Below are 16412 nucleotides of genomic sequence, written 5' to 3'. Positions count from 1 at the left end.
ATAGTATGATGAAGAAAATATATAGCTTATTAATCGCTGTAACTACCATATTGTCGTTTAGCTCTTGTGAATCGTGGATCAATGACGCAGTGACCTCTCCCAATGTGATCTCAGAGGGGGATATGAACAAACCAGAGTATTTTGGAACCAACGACAACGGAACTTTTGTTTTTGGACCTAATATCTCCTCAATATTGAATAAAGCCATCGATCTCTATTCTCCGCTCTATATGTATGTGGGGGCTATGAGTGATGAGATCTCTGCACCGAGTTCTCCAAATAGTTTAATCTATCGTGATCTGTCGCAAGATAATTTAAATGTTCATGATGGTTCTTTAAGAGGAATATGGACCTCTGCTCAGAGTCTTTACAGCATGTCGAACCTCATGCTTGGTTATGCCAATCAAACAGATTGGAGTAGTAGTGACGAAATGGTAAAAAATAACGCTTTCTGGTATTGTAACTTTTATAAGGGGATGGCGCTATACAATCTGGCTGCCTATTTTAATGCGGAAGTAGATAAAACAAAAGCTCCTTATATCTATATGAGTGGCGAAAAAGTGGCGAACTCGGCGATCTATCAACAAGCAATCGATGCGCTGAAAGCATCATTGAAATATGCCGATGCCACCCAAAAGAGAATCTCTAATACCGCTTTGGTTCGTGTGATGGTAATGTCTGGACTAAAAGATGGGGTGGCTATTTATGCTGACAATATGATGATCGCCAATGATCTCGATATAACAGTGAGCCATGAACTACAGGATAATACCTTCTTCTCTGCGATGGGTGAGAATAGTAGAGATGCCATGGTGAACCAAACTTTTGTGGATGCACTCGCTTCTCTTGCCGAGACAAACCATAACCCAACGGCAATAAACACTGCCAATGGTGCGATTATTCAAACTCGTTTTGGTCAATATAGTCCCCAAGTGATTGTCTCTTATGTGGAGGCCGAGATGTTGAGGGCAGAACTGATCTTAGATGGCGAGATAAGTGGAGATTTTACCGAAACACTCAATCGTGTAAATCGTTACTACGATAAAACAGGTGCTTCTGAGGTAACATCTGTTTCGATGACCAAAGAGAACCTAATCCACTATCGTCGTGTCTTCCTTTCGTGGTATGGACAGCGTATGCTAGATGAGCGCCGTTTCCAACTCTCAGGAGAGGGCGAAATGAACTTTCAAGACCGTGTATGGCAATATATCGCAATTGATGATATAGAATATGCCAATTAAATGATATTTTTGGAAAGATACTTCGGTGTCTTTCCTTTTTATTTATAATGAGATTCTATCGGATGCATAAAATAACCAAAGCTTTTAAAAGACGTAAATTCGCTGCAAAAGTTCATCTCTATTTTGGACTCTTGCTCTCTTTGCCTCTATTGATTATCTGTATCACTGGCGCACTCTTAGCCTTTCAAGGCCCCTTCTATCGTTTGGCGTACCCAAACCACTATGTCAACCATCCTACTACTATTGCGCGTTCTATGGATGATATTGTATGCTCTTTGGATAGTACAAGAGAAGTCAATAGACTCTTCTTGCCTAACAACGATCGAGAGACCATTGCTGTGATGTATGCCGACGAAGACAACTACTATTTCTACAATAGCAAGTCGGGAGAGTTTCAAGCGAAGATGCACAACCTACGTGGTATTTTTCAAGAGATCATGATCTTGCATCGAACTTTCTTTATTCGTGGCGCAGGACATGAGGTGGTAGGTGCTATTACATTTTTCTTTTGGTTGGTGATACTGATATCTGGCATCTGGCTCTTCTGGCCTAAGAAGGGACGCTTTCGCTCCAATACATTTAAGATACGACGTAAAGCATTCTTCTATACCTCTCATCGTGTGCTTGGCTTTTTCTTTATCATCCCACTTTTTGTTTTAGGGATTACAGGAAACTTCTTCACCTACTCCGACCCTTATATCGGAATCTATAAATTGTTTCAATCAGAGCCACCTAAAGAGGAGAAACTGCCGGAACCAACCCCAACAAGTGACGAATATAATCCTAAAAATGCTCCCTCTATTGCTACCGTATGGCATTGGATGAAAGAGAAGAAAGAGACATTGCCTGCAGAATATAGCGCCGCTTTTATGATGCGAAATGTAGAGAGTGGTCGCCCTATATTCTTAAGTTACGAAAACTACCACGACCACTATGGACTACCTAAAAGAATACGATACTCTATCGATGCCCAGAAAGGTTTTGTGATTTCAGAACGAAATTCACAAAAAACCTCCGGTTTACAGAAATATACCTCTACCATTGTATATCTCCATATGGGAAAAATAGGAGGCAATGGTCTAAAGTTACTTTGGTTTATCTCTGCCCTAATGGGAGCGTGGTTTTGTATCTCTGGAATCAGAATATGGATACTCAAAAAGCCATCGTAGCGTAATTTGGACAAAACATTTTGTTCGTTTCTTTGTATTGTTACTATAAAATGATAATTTTTGTACTCTAAAAATAAATTTCATGAGTATAGTAATAAAGACTCCAGAACAGATCGAAGGAATTAGAAAAAGTTCTAAATTGGCAGGTCAAGTTCTACAATATATCGAACCTTTTGTGAAAGAGGGTGTTCATACCGAATATCTTGATGATTTAATTCGTAAGTTTATGGAAGATCATGGTGCAATTCCTGCTACATTAGGTTATAATGGATATCCAAAATCATCTTGTATCTCTCTAAACAATGTGGTGTGTCACGGAATTCCATCTAAGGAGACAGTATTGAAAAATGGAGATATTCTTAATATTGATGTAACATGTATCCTTGACGGTTATTTTGGTGACACAAGTCGTATGTACACAGTAGGAGAGATCTCTCCGAAAGCCCAAAAATTGATCGACGATACTTTACATGCACTAAATCTTGGAATCCAACAGGTAAAACCAGGAAACTATCTTGGAAATATAGGTTTCGCGATCTCACGTTTTGCTCGTACTAAAGGATATGGTGTTGTTTATGAGTTCTGTGGACATGGTATAGGAATGGTTTTCCATGAAAACCTTCAGGTAGATCATGCTGCACGTAAAAATTCAGGCCCAAAGATTAGACCAGGAATGACTTTCACCATCGAACCAATGTTGAATGAGGGACGTCCTAAAGTTGTGATCGATGAAGAAGATGGCTGGACAGCAACAACTATCGATGGAAAACTATCTGCGCAATTTGAGCATACTATCCTCGTAACAGAAACAGGGTTCGAAGTATTAACCGATGTTATGAATGATTACCCTATTTCGTAAATGATTACGATAAACGATATAAAAATGGTGTCCATTAATTAATGGATACCATTTTTTTTGTCGATATATATTGTGGATAGCTGCAAAGCCATGTGTTTGCCCATGATGTGTCAATCATTGTTGTTGTAAAAGCGTATTGTCGCATCGATTTGTCGAAACATCCATGTTGCTGCATCGAAATGTTGCTTCAACACCTGGGAGCCGCGAAGCTCCCGCTTCGTGATTGCACGAGACCTCGTGCAATACTCGCAACAACAGTATATTTAAAAATTGAATCAACAAACGGAAACAGGAGCTTCCTATCTCCCAGGAATTGTCGCATCGATTTGTCGAAATATCCATGTTGATGCATCGAAATGTTGCTTCAACAGCTGGGAGCCGCGAAGCTCCCGCTTCGTGATTGCACGAGACCTCGTGCAATATTTGTAACAACAGTATATTTAAAAATTGAATCAACAAACGGAAACAGGAGCTTCCTATCTCCCAGGAATTGTCGCATCGATTTGTCGAAACATCCATGTTGCTGCATCGAAATGTTGCTTCAACACCTGGGAACCGCGAAGCTCCCGCTTCGTGATTGCACGAGACCTCGTGCAATAATCGCAACAACAGTATATTTAAAAATTGAATTAACAAACGGAAACAGGAGCTTCCTATCTCCCAGGTGTTGTCGCATCGATTTGCACGAGACTTCGTGCAATACTTGTAATAACTGTATCTTTCGTATTTAATCAACTAATGATAGTCTGAGCTTACTATCTCTTAGTTATTTTTAATCAATGTGTTGGTATTCATAAAGATAAAAACAACAATTAGGTGATGAGATTGTTTTGAAGTTGAATTGAAAGAACTTTAAGACATTAAATTTTGGAACCACAAAAAGACAGATTGGGATATATTGATAGGGTGAAAAATTATTCAGAGAGTTTTACAGAGAATTATGGTCTTCCTCAAGAATGGAAGGTTGGTAATATTCCCCATCGTAATAAAAAACATTTAGTTCAATCATTAACTTTACGACTTTCTGATAGCTTACCTCAATATGTGGTGGAGAAGATGCTTTTAATTTTTAAGAATAACTCTTCAGAATATCATGAAATTGACAAACGAAAGAAATATGAATCTTATCTCAATGTATGTTATGGTTGTTGTGCAATGAAGCATTTTGAGATGGCTAGTATTGTTTTTGATGTGTTAAAATATCATCATGGAAAAAGATATGACTTACTTGCTTGGAGTATTATGCCGAATCACGTTCACGTATTAATAAGAAATAATGAAAATATCGACCGTATAATTTGGTCATGGAAATCATTTATTTCTAAATGGGCTTTTAAGAACCAACATAGATACCATCTAGGTTTGCCTTCGGGGGTAAAACATCTTTGGATGCCTGAGTATTGGGATCGCTTCATAAGGAATGAAGAGCATTTTGATAATACGGTACGATATATTTTAAATAATCCATATGATGCCCACTTAGATTTAAAGTCGCCTGCATATCTTTTTACTGGATGCAACCTCTAATATTGGTGTTTTTATTGTATTGATGAGTCTAAATGTTAACGTATTGAGAGTATTGTACAACAAACGGAAGAAGTCATTCATTTAAAGAATGTGTAATAGCCATATTATCAGTGTCATGCATCGTATTGAAACAACAAACGGAAGCAGTAGCTTCCTATCTCCCAGGAGTTGACGCATCGATATGTTGAAATATCCATGTTGTCTCATCAATATGAAGATACATCATTGTTGCTTCAGCGAAATGTTGCTTCAACAGCTGGGAGCCGCGAAGCTCCCGCTTCGTGATTGCACGAGACCTCGTGCAATATTTGCAACAACAGTATATTTAAAAATTGAATCAACAAACGGAAGCAGTAGCTTCCTATCTCCCAGGAGTTGACGCATCGATATGTCGAAATATCCATGTTGCTGCAGCGAAATGTTGCTTCAACAGCTGGGAGCCGCGAAGCTCCCGCTTCGTGATTGCACGAGACTTCGTGCAATACTCGCAACAACAGTATATTTAAAAATTGAAACAACAAACGGAAGCAGTAGCTTCCTATCTCCCAGGAGTTGACGCATCGATATGTTGAAATATCCATGTTGTCTCATCAATATGAAGATACATCATTGTTGCTTCAGCGAAATGTTGCTTCAACAGCTGGGAGCCGCGAAGCTCCCGCTTCGTGATTGCACGAGACCTCGTGCAATATTTGCAACAACAGTATATTTAAAAATTGAATCAACAAACGGAAGCAGTAGCTTCCTATCTCCCAGGAGTTGACGCATCGATATGTTGAAATATCCATGTTGTCGCATCAATATGATGATACATTAATGTTGCTTCAGCGAAATGTTGCTTCAACAGCTGGGAGCCTCGAAGCTCCCGCTTCGTGATTGCACGAGACCTCGTGCAATAATCGCAACAACAGTATATTTAAAAATTGAATCAACAAACGGAAACAGGAGCTTCCTATCTCCCAGGAATTGTCGCATCGATATGTCGAAATATCCATGTTGCTTCAGCGAAATGTTGCTTCAACAGCTGGGAGCCGCGAAGCTCCCGCTTCGTGATTGCACGAGACTTCGTGCAATACTCGCAACAACAGTATGTTTAAAAATTGTAGCAACGAACGGAAGCTCCCGCTTCGTGATTTGACGAGCTTTCGTCAAATAAAACTTCGTGGTTGTATCAACCCTCCTCCCTTCTCCATCCAATTTTTACCCACCCCATACCTCATTATACCTTTCAAATTCCCTTTCAAATTTTATAATAGTCATCTTTTTTAGATCTTTGGGGATGCTTTGTCTTGTTTGATGAATCAAATGTTTGTATTTTTTCGAATAATATGAGAGACGAGATGGGACTCCTATTGGAATCTCTTCGAATACGGTTAAATTTTGTCTGTAGAGGGACGGTTGTAATATCTCTGCAGTTTTCATTTTCTCACTAACGTAATAACATGAAAAAAAAGCTACTAGTAACAGGGGGTGCTGGGTTTATCGGTTCTCACCTAGTTCGTTTGTTCGTAAACAAATATACCGATTACCAGATCGTGAATTTAGATGCACTGACCTATGCTGGCAATTTGGCAAACCTAAAGGATGTCGAAGAGGCACCCAACTACACTTTTGTAAAGGGGGATATCCTTGATGAGAAGTTATTAGACCATCTCTTTACGACTTATCGTTTTGATGGGGTGATTCATCTTGCTGCAGAGTCTCATGTAGATCGTTCTATCGAAGATCCTCTCTCTTTTGTTAAGACCAATATCCTTGGAACTGTGAACCTTTTGAATGCTGCCAAGAAACATTGGAATGGAGATTACCAAAAGAAGCTTTTCTACCATATCTCTACTGATGAGGTGTATGGTTCGTTAGGGGAGGAGGGGTTCTTTACTGAAGAGACTGCTTATATGCCTCACAGTCCATACTCGGCTTCTAAAGCTAGTTCCGACCATCTCGTTCGTTCTTATCACGACACCTATGGCATGCCAATTGTGATTAGTAACTGCTCCAATAACTATGGTCCAAACCAGTTTCCTGAGAAGCTGATCCCTCTCTTCATCCACAATATTGTAAACAATAAACCGCTACCTGTGTATGGTAAGGGAGAGAATATACGTGATTGGCTCTATGTGGAGGATCATGCTACAGCCATCGACCTTATATTCCACCAAGGCAAGTGTGGTGAGACCTATAATATTGGAGGTTTTAACGAATGGACTAATATCGATTTGATTCGATTGATGTGTCAACTTACCGACGAGAAATTAGGACGTGATATCGGAAGTTCTGAAGCATTGATCACCTATGTGACAGACCGTGCAGGACATGACCTCCGTTATGCGATAGATGCTACCAAACTAAATAGGGAGTTGGGGTGGAAACCATCGCTACAGTTTCAAGAGGGACTATCCAAAACTATCGACTGGTATCTAAGCAACACGGCATGGATGGAAGAGGTGACGAGTGGTGCCTACCAAGAGTATTATGATAAAATGTATAAAAACCGTTAATCCGTATATATTATGAAAGGTATAATATTAGCTGGAGGTTCTGGAACCAGATTGTATCCCTTAACTCGTGTCGTTTCGAAGCAGTTGTTGCCCATCTACGACAAACCGATGATCTACTACCCACTCTCTATCTTGATGTTAGCAGGGATACAAGAGGTGTTGATTATCTCTACCCCACAAGATTTGCCTCTGTATAGAGAACTTTTGGGAGATGGTACACAACTTGGGATGCGATTTGAATATATCGTTCAACCAAGTCCAGATGGTTTGGCACAAGCGTTTATATTGGGTGAAGATTTTATTGGTCAAGACGATGTCTGTTTGGTGCTAGGAGACAACATCTTTTATGGTGCTGGATTACACCACTCAGTATTGGAAGCCAAAGAGATCGTGAAGAACGAACGCAAGTCAATCATCTATGGCTACTATGTCAATGATCCAGAACGATATGGGGTGGCCGAATTTGATCCATCAGGAAATGTTATCTCAATTGAAGAAAAACCTTCCAAACCGAAATCCAACTATGCCGTTGTAGGACTCTATTTCTACACCAACGATGTGATCGAAGTGGCCAAACAGGTGAAACCTTCTGCTCGTGGAGAATTAGAGATCACCACTGTCAACCAGACCTTTTTAGATCGAGGAGATCTCAAGGTAAACCTTCTAGGAAGAGGCTTTGCATGGTTAGATACAGGTACTCATGATGCCATGGCTAATGCCACCCAGTTTGTTCAAGCCATAGAAAAGAGACAGGGACAAAAAGTTTCCTGTATCGAAGAGATTGCATGGCGAAAAGGGTTTATCAACGATGAACAGCTACTACAGTTGGCCGAACCGATGAAAAATAACGACTACGGTAAATACCTTCAAAGTTTGATCCATCAATTACCATATGGATTCTAAAATTTATGGATGCATGGTAGGTTGAAGTCAAAGAATATGATGTAGCAATATATTGTATGATTTGTGTTGTCACAATATGTTGCATGGTTTATGTTGAGGTAATATATTGTATGATTTGTGTTGTCACAATATGTTGCGTGGTTTATGTTGAGGCAATATGTTGTATTATTTATGTTGTCACAATATGTTGCATGGTTTATGTTGAGGCAATATATTGTATTATTTATGTTGTGGTAATATGTTGCATGGTTTATGTTGAGGCAATATATTGTATTATTTATGTTGTGGTAATATGTTGCATTATGTGTGTTGTGGCAATATATTGTTACAATCCTTGGGAGTCGTAATTTTAGTCAGATCCCTGTACTTCGACAAGTGGTCCCTGAGCTTGTCGAAGGGCTTCGTGATTGCATGAAATTTTGTGTAATGGCCATAATATCAGTATTATGTATCGTATTGTAGCAACAAACGGAAGCAGGAGCTTCCTATCTCCCAGGAGTTGACGCATCGATATGTTGAAATATCCATGTTGCTGCAGCGAAATATTGCTTCAACAGCTGGGAGCCGCGAAGCTCCCGCTTCGTGATTGCATGAAATTTTGTGTAATGGCCATAATATCAGTATTATGTATCGTATTGTAGCAACGAACGGAAGCAGGAGCTTCCTATCTCCCAGGAGTTGTCGCATCGATATGTCGAAATATCCATGTTGCTGCAGCGAAATGTTGCTTCAACAGCTGGGAGCCGCGAAGCTCCCGCTTCGTGATTGCACGAGACTTCGTGCAATACTCGCAACAACAGTATGTTTAAAAATTGTAGCAACGAACGGAAGCAGGAGCTTCCTATCTCCCAGGAGTTGTCGCATCGATATGTCGAAATATCCATGTTGCTGCAGCGAAATGTTGCTTCAACAGCTGGGAGCCGCGAAGCTCCCGCTTCGTGATTGCACGAGACCTCGTGCAATACTCGTAATAACAGTATGTTTAAAAATTGAATCAACAAACGGAAGCAGGAGCTTCCTATCTCCCAGGAGTTGAGGCATCGATATGTTGATATGAATAATTGTTGTTACAACCCTTGGGAGTCGTAATTTTAGTCAGATCCTTGTACTTCGACAAGTGGTCCCTGAGCTTGTCGAAGGGCTTTGCATCTTCGTGATATCCATCATATCCAACAAATATACCCCCTAATTGTCCCTTACTTTATCTACCCAATGTTCATGGTATATTCATGTTTCAACCACCGAATCGATGGAGAATCGATGAACAAACCATGAACAAACCATGAACAAACCATGAACAAAGTACGGATCAATCCCTATTCAATCCCTATTCAATTCATAAAGATTATTTCAAATTACCTCCTCTTTGGTTCTTTTTTTTCTTGTGGATCATTACTCACTCTGTTACCCTCATTTTTGCGTAGTGCATATCGGCTTTCTTCTTTCCTATTTATGCCAAAGCATCGGATTTACACAAAAAAAAGGGAGTGTCAATAGATGACACCCCCTTTCGTGATAAACCAAATTTTTACGACAAATATTGGATTTATTTTTATTTCTTATTTTGCAACGCTTCGTAGCGTGATTTGATCAAAGCAAGATGCTCTTCTGAAAGGTCAGGGATATTGAAGAACACCACTCCTTTTGCACCGTTGTCTAGCGCTTGAGAGATAGCCTCATCCATCTTCTTAGGATCTTTCATATCTGGAACATATACCCCAGCCATCACTGGTTTTTTCACTTCCATCGTCTCCACATCTTCTTTTACACACTTACCGATCCAAGAGATCGGCTCGTTGTAGAAACCGTTATAGATCATTGGACACACAGCATCAATCTTGAATTTACTCCAATCTTGACGCACATGTGTTCTTGCCATTTCAGGGGTAGGGAAAACGGCTGCAGTAGCAGCAACACCAGTCTCTTTTTTAACCTTTGTAGCGATAGTGTTCACAATATCTACAATAGGTTTAAGACGGAAAGCTGCCCACTCTTTATCTTTAGATGGATCCTCTTCTTTGATAGGATCTCTTCCGTACTCTTTCTCGAAAGCTTTGCGACAACGGTCACAATAGCAATAATCATAAGGTGCCATTTCATGGTCTTGCACCAAACCATAATGTGGTTGTAATGCATCTGGAAGGAATACATCGCAATAACGTATATAATCGAAATGAATACTTGCGATGCCAGGGATCTTCGCAATCTTCATATATTCATCGATAAGGTATTGCTTTACCTCTGGATTGCGAGGACACATAAAATGGTAGTATCCTACATATGGAGGAGCATCTACGACACTTTTACCCTCTCTGCTGACAGCATACCAATCTTTATGATTTTTGATATACTCTTTGTTGTTATTAATCATGGTTGGTCTCCAAGCATGAAGCACCATTCCTGCCTCTTGGAAGATAGGAGATACACGCTCATACACCTTATTTGGAGCATCCAAATAGATCGCATCGATATGAGAACTTTTAAGATGTTGAAGGTATTGTAGAATTTGATGGTCTGATTTGTCTTTAAAAATACCTGCTCTAGCCCAAGCTGAAAAGAGAGGAAAGATGTTTTTCTCTGTCTCTTTAGATTGGTTCGAGCACGATAATAGAGATAGTAGCGCTACAAATAGAATTAGTTTTCTCATCGTCTTTGCTTAATTAATGGTTATTTTAAATGTGTGTTTTTCTGTTTACACTCCCCATAAATAAAGAGGTGTGCAATATTCATAAATTTTGACCACAATATACTCCCATTCTATGGATAAGAATGTCTACATATCCTCATAATCAACTATACAATTTATATACACATTATCTTATTCTATTATAATACAAACATTTACAAGAAAATGTTTTTTTCTCTTTCTGTTCTGTTGGGTACAACATATTCCTGAACATATGTTATACAATAAGGAGGAGTGTGGGGTGAAATGAGAAAAGCAACGAAAAATATCTTACTTTTGTTTCTATCAACAGGGTCATAGAGTCAAAACGTGAACATGATCTGTTTTTAATTACCAACAAACATCAATCACTATCGTAGATGAAGATATTAATCATACAGCAAAAAAGAATCGGAGATGTTCTCGTGAGTACGGTATTGTGTAATAATTTGCGCAAGAAGTATCCAGATGCGACCATTGACTATTTAGTCTTTGATTTTACCAAAGAGGTGGCTCTAGGAAATCCTAATATCGATGAGTTGATTCTTTTTGACGATGCCGATAGAAAAGCGATTCCTCTTTTTAAGTTTGCATGGAAAATACGTCGTCGTAATTATGACTATATCATCGATCCATATTCTAAGATGGATAGCTGGGTGATCTCTGCGCTTTCGGGGGTTAAAAATAGATTCTCCTTTAAGAAAAGATATGGCATCTATACGAAAGGATTCCCTACAAGGAGTGCGCAAATAGATGAGAGTTATGGACAAATCATTGCAAGTAGACTCAATCTTATCTCTGAATTGGTAGGAGAAGATTTCGATTACGATTATATACCTAAGATTTTTCTTAGTGCAGAAGAGAGGGAGAAAGGTACCAAACTACTGAAGCACCTTGGGGTCTCGATAGACCAGCCAATCATCATGATTGGGGTTTTAGGTAGTGTGGAGAATAAAACTTATCCCGTGGAACAGGTCAAAGAGGTGATCAATGAGTTAAACCGTAACTTTGAAGGAACGATCTTGTTTAACTATTATAAAGATGATGCGGATAAAGCGGAGAAGCTCTACTACGCCTTGGATCGCAAAGACAATGTGGTTTGGAAATCGGGAGGCAAGTCGTTACGAGAACTAGCGCAGATCTTAAGCCATGTGGACCTATATATTGGGAATGACTGTGGACACCCACATATCGCGAAGTCGCTTTCGGTTCCTACATTCACCTTCTTTGCGCCTCAGATTGATCCAGATAATTGGGGTATATTAGAGTGTATGGAGAAACATAATTCGACCCATCTAAGAGATTGGGAACCCGATTATAAAGAGAGATATGAAAAACAGGATCTTTTGGAGAAAAATAGGGAGCTCTACGAAAAGATGGATGCCCAGGATGTGATCAAAAAGATTCAAGACCATCTAAGAAAGAACCAGATACTATCTGAAACAGGACTTTGGGATGAGGACAAGTAATGTAGATGCGATACAGACGGTGAGTTTTATTGGGGCAGGAAATCTTGCAACCCAATTGGCACTTACCCTATTCGAGAAACAGAATGAGATCCAGCAGATATATAGCCGAACGCTTGATTCGGCGTCATTGCTTGCGTCACAAGTAGGTGCCGAGGCTACGGATAATTTGGAGGATATCTCTGCGAAGGTCGACCTCTTGGTGATCTCTATTAGTGACAAAGCGATGCCAGAGGTGGTGTCGAGACTGCAGGGGTTAAATACTTTGGTGGTGCATACAGCAGGTAGTGTTCCGATGGATATACTTTCCTCTTGTTCTCCACGTATTGGGGTGTTCTATCCGACCCAAACTTTTACCAAAGCGGTGCGTGTGTCGTTTGATAATATACCGCTTTGTATTGAAGCGAATCGGGATATAGATTACATTCGTTTGAAGCAGTTGGCCCAATTGATCTCTACCCACGTGACAGAGGTCTCCTCTGCACAACGTAAGTCGATTCATTTGGCAGCAGTCTTTGCTTGTAACTTTTCGAACCATATGCTTGCGATCGCTGATGATCTTCTTCAGAAAGAGGATCTACCATTGGATATACTGAAACCTTTGGTCGTGGAGACGATAGAGAAAGCGTTTCGAATCTCGCCCAAGAAGGGGCAATCGGGACCAGCTATTCGTCATGACCAAAATGTGATAGCGGAACATATGGTGCGGTTATCAGACAAGCCTCTCTTTGCCGAGATCTATGAAAAAGTAACAAAAAGCATTCAAGAAATTTGATCTATATATTATGGGATATTTTAAAGAAGACCTTGTTTATATCAGAGGTTTTGCTTTTGATGTGGACGGTGTACTCTCAAAGAGTATACAGACATTAGACGAAAATGGGGTACCTATGAGAACCACGAACATAAAAGATGGTTATGCCTTGGTACAAGCAGTGAAGATGGGATATCCTGTTGCAATTATCACGGGTGGCCGTTCAGAAGCGGTACGGAAACGATTTGCTGCGCTTGGGGTGCAAGATATCTTTATAGGTGCCAACGATAAGGTGGCTGCCCTAAATGAGTGGATGAGTAAATATCATTTGGAGAAGGAACAGGTACTATTTATCGGCGACGACATCCCTGACTACGATGTGATGAAGCTTGTAGGACTACCGATATGTCCTCAAGATGCCGCTCCTGAGATCAAAGCGGTATCCAAACATATCTCTAGCTACAAAGGGGGAGAAGGGATTGTTCGAGATATGATAGAGCAGGTGTTGAAAGTGCAAGAGAAATGGACTGTAAGTAAAGATACTCCGTGGAGTAGCTTCTAACAAGATAAAACCAAGATGATTTTAGAGAACTTAAAAGGTTATAATGTAATCCTTGCTTCCAAATCTCCTCGTAGACAGGAGCTTTTGAAGGGATTGAATATCGATTTTACAACCCAAACCAAGGAGGTGGAGGAGATTTTTCCTAGTAGCCTCAAACCGGAAGAGGTGGCAGGCTATCTTTCGGAATTGAAGGCGAATGCTTTTGATGAGATACAGGAGAACGACTTGGTCATCACCTCTGATACCGTGGTGATAAACAACGGGGAAGTACTAGGGAAACCGCAAGATAGAGAGGAAGCGTATCAGATGATTCAAGGACTCTCGGGAAGATCTCACCAGGTGATCACTGGGGTGACTATCAAGAGAAAAGATTTGATTCATACTTTCTCATCTACTACGGAGGTAACCTTCTGTGAACTGACAGAGGGAGAGATTGATTTCTATATCGATCAATATAAGCCTTACGATAAGGCAGGTGCCTATGGAATACAAGAGTGGATCGGGTATATTGGGATTAAAGAGATTAAAGGTTCTTATTTTAATGTGATGGGGCTTCCGGTTCAACTGCTATATCAAGCGTTAAAACAGATATAGTGGAGAGAGAGAACCAACGATTATCATGCATTGATACCAAAAAAAATAGTTTCTTACCATCGAAATAGAGAAATAGTTTATTATTCATGATCATCTTTAGAAATCACCTCAATTTGGCATTCTTTGTTCAAGGATACATGTGATGGTTGACAGATTACGTAGCGAGTTTGAGAACTAGAAACTTTTTTCTTCCTTTAAATTTTAATTTTTATGTATATCTGGAAAAGTCTTACCACCAATCAAATAAAAGAGAGAATATTCTCTGCACTACAGAAAAATGTAGATTATAAAGAACGTACCATCTTGGGAGTGCCTGCTTCACATCTAGACGAAAAGGTCTTTAATAGAGATATGGGATTCTTGGAAGATGCCCCCTTTCTCTCTTCGATGGTGTACAATCCAAACCATATTGGTTGCCATACGATGGGGGAGTCGGAGGCTTTCTTTGCAGGAACACAAGAGATAGAGAAAGAGCTTATCGAGATTGTGGCAGTCGACATCCTGAAAGCCGAACCCAACCAGTGTGATGGATACGTGGCTTCAGGGGGTACCGAAGCCAATATTCAGGCAATGTGGATCTATAGAAACTATTTCAAAAAGGAGTTTGGTGCCAAGCATGATGAGGTGGCCATATTGTGTTCCGACGATTCACACTATTCGATGCCTAAAGCAGCCAATATCCTCAATATCCCACTTATCTCGGCTGCAGTAGATGACAATACCCGATTGGTGGACCCTGTGAAGCTTCAGGTGCAATTGAAAGAGGCGAAGGAGAATGGTGTCAAACATGTGATTGTGATTGTGAACATGATGACCACCATGTTTGGGTCGGTGGACCGTATAGAGACCTATACCGAAGCACTGAAAGAGTGTGGGTTAGACTACAAGGTGCATGTAGATGGTGCTTATGGTGGTTTTGTATATCCTTTCTCTGATGATAAATCAGACTTATTGTTAGACAATCCAGAGGTGAACTCTGTGACATTGGATGCACACAAGATGGTGCAAGCCCCTTTTGGTACCGGTATCTTCATCATTCGCAAAGAGTGGATGCAGTATGCGACCACCGAAGAGGCGCAGTATGTAGAAGGAATGGATGCTACCGTTATCGGTAGCCGTTCTGGTGCTAATGCTATCTCTATATGGATGATCTTGATGACTTATGGACCTCACGGTTGGTTCGAAAAGATTCATATTCTAAACTATCGAACCTCTTGGCTATGCGAGCAGCTGGATGAATTAGGAGTGGAATATTATCGCCATCCTGCATCGAATTTGGTGACCATGAGAGCAGCCCATATCCCAGCAGATATCGCACACAAATATGGTATCGTTCCAGATTCGCACAACGACAATCCAAAATGGTATAAGATCGTGGTGATGGGACACGTAACCGTAGATCATCTTCTACCCTTTATCGAAGATCTCAAAAAGATCAAACAGTAGGTTTTTGGGGAATATATTTTGTAGAAGATCTCTATATGGTTATCTAAGTTTTCAGTATTATTTTTGAAAGGAAGTACAATTAGGTATTCATCGAGATATACCTCGTCGAAGATCTTTATAAAGATGTATGATAGATATCCATAGAGACTTAAAATAAAGGGAGTGTCCGACGGGCATTCCCTTCTTTGATGGAATAATATAGTGTTGCCAAAATGTTGATATTTTGATGAATTGATATCAACGATTTTGTATATCGATATGTTGACGTGAACAATTGTTGCGACACCCTCAGTAACTGTTGTTTCAGCCAGGTCCCATTGCTTCGACAAGTGGTCCCTGAGTTTATCGAAGGGTGGTTCCTGAGCCTGTCGAAGGGCTCAGCAACCTAAATATCGAAGGGCTTTGTCCCTCTTTCCCTTTGTGCCTTCCCGTCTTCGTGGTCTATTTTCTTCGTTCCTTGCAACAAAAAAATCTGTGTCCATCCTTTTAATCTGTGGACCTAACTTCTGTCCCAATCCCTTCCAAACTGTTCAATCTGTGGCCCTCATTGGTTCCTGCACTTCGACAAGTGGTTCCTGAGTTTGTCGAAGGGTGGTTCCTGAGCCTGTCGAAGGGCTCAGCGACCTAAATATCGAAGGGCTTTGTCCCTCTTTCCCTTTGTGCCTTCCCGTCTTCGTGGTCTATTTTCTTCGTTCCTTGCAACAAAAAAATCTGTGTCCATCCTTTTA

At 40.3% G+C, this 16412-nt stretch carries 12 protein-coding genes; 11 read left to right on the top strand and 1 reads right to left on the bottom strand.

The features are described from left to right. Positions 1–5: 5 nt before the first annotated feature. From K4L44_09935 to rfbA, 6 genes are all read left to right on the top strand, one after another. On the top strand, positions 6–1241 hold the full coding sequence (locus K4L44_09935) for a hypothetical protein (protein ID QZE12907.1): 1236 nt from the start codon (positions 6–8) through the stop codon (positions 1239–1241). Positions 1242–1303: 62 nt separating this feature from the next. Continuing rightward, positions 1304–2410, top strand: coding sequence for a PepSY domain-containing protein (locus tag K4L44_09930; protein QZE12906.1), 1107 nt, complete (start codon positions 1304–1306; stop codon positions 2408–2410). Between the two features lie 82 nt (positions 2411–2492). Then, on the top strand, positions 2493–3269 hold the full coding sequence (map, locus tag K4L44_09925; GenBank protein ID QZE12905.1) for a type I methionyl aminopeptidase: 777 nt from the start codon (positions 2493–2495) through the stop codon (positions 3267–3269). An 867-nt stretch (positions 3270–4136) separates the two neighbouring features. Beyond that, positions 4137–4796, top strand: a complete 660-nt coding sequence (locus K4L44_09920; protein ID QZE12904.1) for a transposase — start codon at positions 4137–4139, stop codon at positions 4794–4796. A gap of 1442 nt (positions 4797–6238) precedes the next feature. Next, the gene (rfbB, locus tag K4L44_09915; protein QZE12903.1) at positions 6239–7294 is read left to right on the top strand and encodes a dTDP-glucose 4,6-dehydratase; all 1056 of its coding nucleotides are present in this window, start codon (positions 6239–6241) and stop codon (positions 7292–7294) included. Positions 7295–7306: 12 nt separating this feature from the next. Next, on the top strand, positions 7307–8197 hold the full coding sequence (rfbA, locus tag K4L44_09910; GenBank protein QZE12902.1) for a glucose-1-phosphate thymidylyltransferase RfbA: 891 nt from the start codon (positions 7307–7309) through the stop codon (positions 8195–8197). Between the two features lie 1552 nt (positions 8198–9749). Here the strand turns inward: rfbA and K4L44_09905 are convergent. Continuing rightward, on the bottom strand, positions 9750–10844 hold the full coding sequence (locus K4L44_09905; GenBank protein ID QZE12901.1) for a hypothetical protein: 1095 nt from the start codon (positions 10842–10844) through the stop codon (positions 9750–9752). 398 nt (positions 10845–11242) lie between these two features. Between K4L44_09905 and K4L44_09900 the strand changes: the two genes are divergently transcribed. From K4L44_09900 to K4L44_09880, 5 genes are all read left to right on the top strand, one after another. Then, the gene (locus K4L44_09900; protein QZE12900.1) at positions 11243–12331 is read left to right on the top strand and encodes a glycosyltransferase family 9 protein; all 1089 of its coding nucleotides are present in this window, start codon (positions 11243–11245) and stop codon (positions 12329–12331) included. Continuing rightward, positions 12318–13103, top strand: a complete 786-nt coding sequence (locus K4L44_09895) for a DUF2520 domain-containing protein (GenBank protein ID QZE12899.1) — start codon at positions 12318–12320, stop codon at positions 13101–13103. Before K4L44_09900 ends, K4L44_09895 begins: the two co-directional genes overlap by 14 nt. A gap of 10 nt (positions 13104–13113) precedes the next feature. Beyond that, complete coding sequence (locus tag K4L44_09890) at positions 13114–13644, top strand: HAD-IIIA family hydrolase (GenBank protein QZE12898.1); 531 nt, start codon at positions 13114–13116, stop codon at positions 13642–13644. Positions 13645–13659: 15 nt separating this feature from the next. Beyond that, entirely contained in the window at positions 13660–14238 is a 579-nt protein-coding gene (locus K4L44_09885; GenBank protein ID QZE12897.1) for a Maf family nucleotide pyrophosphatase, read from the top strand. Between the two features lie 210 nt (positions 14239–14448). Continuing rightward, entirely contained in the window at positions 14449–15684 is a 1236-nt protein-coding gene (locus K4L44_09880) for an aminotransferase class I/II-fold pyridoxal phosphate-dependent enzyme (protein QZE12896.1), read from the top strand. Positions 15685–16412: the final 728 nt, after the last annotated feature.

Source organism: Prolixibacteraceae bacterium (assembly GCA_019720755.1).
Classification (GTDB): Bacteria; Bacteroidota; Bacteroidia; order Bacteroidales; family Prolixibacteraceae; genus Halosquirtibacter; species Halosquirtibacter laminarini.
Note: the sequence above shows the minus strand (reverse complement) of the source record. Positions and strands in the feature narration are given on the sequence as shown.